Source organism: Pantoea sp. CTOTU49201 (assembly GCF_032054795.1).
GTDB classification, from domain to species: Bacteria; Pseudomonadota; Gammaproteobacteria; order Enterobacterales; family Enterobacteriaceae; genus Pantoea; species Pantoea symbiotica.
In genome coordinates this window covers 2716-4918 of record NZ_DAMBSA010000359.1, presented here as the reverse complement: position 1 = coordinate 4918, position 2203 = coordinate 2716, and the positions used below count along the sequence as shown (strand labels likewise).

2 protein-coding genes and 1 pseudogene are annotated in these 2203 nt (G+C 50.2%); 1 reads left to right on the top strand and 2 read right to left on the bottom strand.

Annotated features, from left to right (window positions below; genetic code table 11):
• Positions 1-280: YfcZ/YiiS family protein (locus tag RTY00_RS19885; RefSeq protein ID WP_312665728.1), on the bottom strand; the 280-nt coding region annotated here is incomplete at its 3' end.
• Between the two features lie 359 nt (positions 281-639).
• On the opposite strand from RTY00_RS19885, the gene fadL reads away from it, so the two are divergent.
• Positions 640-1923, top strand: a complete 1284-nt coding sequence (gene fadL, locus RTY00_RS19880) for a long-chain fatty acid transporter FadL (protein ID WP_312665726.1) — start codon at positions 640-642, stop codon at positions 1921-1923.
• 50 nt (positions 1924-1973) lie between these two features.
• On the opposite strand, the pseudogene RTY00_RS19875 reads toward fadL, so the two are convergent.
• Positions 1974-2203: pseudogene (locus RTY00_RS19875) on the bottom strand (LysR substrate-binding domain-containing protein); the annotation flags it as partial.

Sequence of the window (2203 nt, the reverse complement as noted above, 5' to 3'; positions counted from 1 at the left end):
GGAAAATCAGGGTTTCCGCCTGGCAGGCAAAGGTGAAGTCGATAGACAGGCGCACTGCATCGCCTTCGTTGGCAAATTCTGCACGAATATCGCAGGGATCGGATTCCACCTGACGCGCGCGCTCCGTCAAATGCGCCAGCATCGCATCTGCCGCATGACGATCGGCAAACACGCCAGACCAGCTCGCGGTGCAATCGGTATTGTCCATCACGGTTCCCACATCTACGCAGCAGCAGGCGGCCGTTTCGTTCGCACTACATTTTTTAATGGCATCAGTCATGGTTTTCTCCTGACGATAAATTCAACACAATCGGATCATTTTCTGCCGCAAAGTGTACGCCTGCTGCGTTTTCACATCCACGATCAAGCCGCTAAGTGACGAATATCACACTAAAAATTGATCCAGAACAAAATTGAAAGCTATGTTGAAGGCGAACCGCTAAGATTTTGTTAAGCAGATCTGATTTTATCGATCAAATCGGAAATATTTAAAAAACAATATTGCAACAAATACACAGGTCGGACCTATACTCGTCGCACTGGTCTGATATGTGGTTTTGACGTCAGTCCCTACAATTCGCCGCTAATTGTTACGCGACGTAACAACGTTAAATAATAAATCTAGATGAGGTTGTGGTCATGAACCATAAAAACCTGTTTGCAAAGTCAGCTGTGGCAGCTGCAGTAACGCTCGTCTGTTCTCATGTTTACGCCGCGGGCTTTCAACTGAATGAATTCTCAGCAATTGGTTTAGGTCGTGCGTATTCCGGTGAAGGTGCGATGGGTGATACCGCCGCCTCTGCCAGCCGTAACCCGGCAACCATGGCGTTAATGGATCGCCCTTCTTTCTCGATTGGTGCGGTTTATATTGATCCTGAAGTTGATATTAGCGGCCAAAGCCCGTCTGGTCGCAGCCTTGATGCCAAGAATATTGCGCCGAATCAGTGGATCCCTAATCTGCATTACGTGCATCCAATTAACGATCAGTGGTGGATTGGTGCGTCTGCGACCTCCAACTATGGTCTGGCAACCGAATTTAATGATGGCTACACCGCAGGTGGTTACGGCGGCAAAACCGACCTGATGACCGGCAACTTTAATATCAGCACCGCTTATCGACTGAATGAGAATTTCAGCTTCGGTATCGGCTTTGATGCGGTTTACGCCAAAGCGAAAATTGAACGTTATGCCGGTGAATCCGGTGCCGCGCTGGGTATTCCAGCTAATACCCAAATTGCTCATTTGAAGGGTGATGAATGGGGTTATGGCTGGAACGCCGGCATTTTGTATGAAGTAGATAAAAATAACCGCTTCGGTTTCACCTATCGCTCAGAAGTTAAAATAGACTTTGACGGCGATTACAAAAGCAGCCTGCCGGGTTACGTGAACTCCCTGCCACAGGCGCAGCTTTTAGGCCTGCCATACGGCACCGGCGGCTCAACCATTCCGGGTTCTCTGACGCTGAATCTGCCTGAGATGTGGGAATTGTCCGGCTACCATAAAGTCGCACCACAATGGGCGGTTCACTATAGCCTTACGTATACCAGCTGGAGCCAATTCCAGGAGCTGAAAGCCACCGGCAGCAATGGCCAGACGCTGTTCTATAAGGATGAAGGCTTCCACGATGCTTATCGCATCGCGTTAGGTACCTCGTACTTCTATGACGACAACTGGACCTTCCGTACCGGTATCGCCTTTGATGACAGCCCGGTTCCGGCCGATAAGCGCTCTATCTCCATCCCGGATCAGGATCGTCTGTGGCTGAGCGCTGGTGCATCTTATGCATTCAATGAAGATGCTTCGGTCGACCTGGGTATTTCTTACATGCACGGTCAGAAAGTCACCGTGAAAGAAGGCCCGTATACCTTTAACTCTGAAGGTAAAGCTTGGCTGTACGGCGCGAACTTTAACTACAAGTTCTGATGTGCAGCTAATCATGAAAACGGCGACAGTGATGTCGCCGTTTTTTATTATTAACCCTGCACGCGATTCACTACCGGCCAGTGAGCCGCAAGAAAATCCACAAAGCAGCGCACGCGCGGCGACAGATAACGGCTGGCGGGCCAGATAGCTGAAAAACGGCTCTCCCGCACGCAACTGCCCGACAACACTTCCTGTAATTCGCCCCTTTCCAGCAGATCACCCACGACAAAATCCGGCACATAGCTGATGCCCATTCCTGCCAGCGTGCTGTGCACCATCG

Bases quoted from the DNA above. Each gene is read 5' to 3' on its own strand.
- fadL (WP_312665726.1), top strand. From the start codon at position 640: ATGAACCATAAAAACCTGTTTGCAAAGTCAGCTGTGGCAGCTGCAGTA.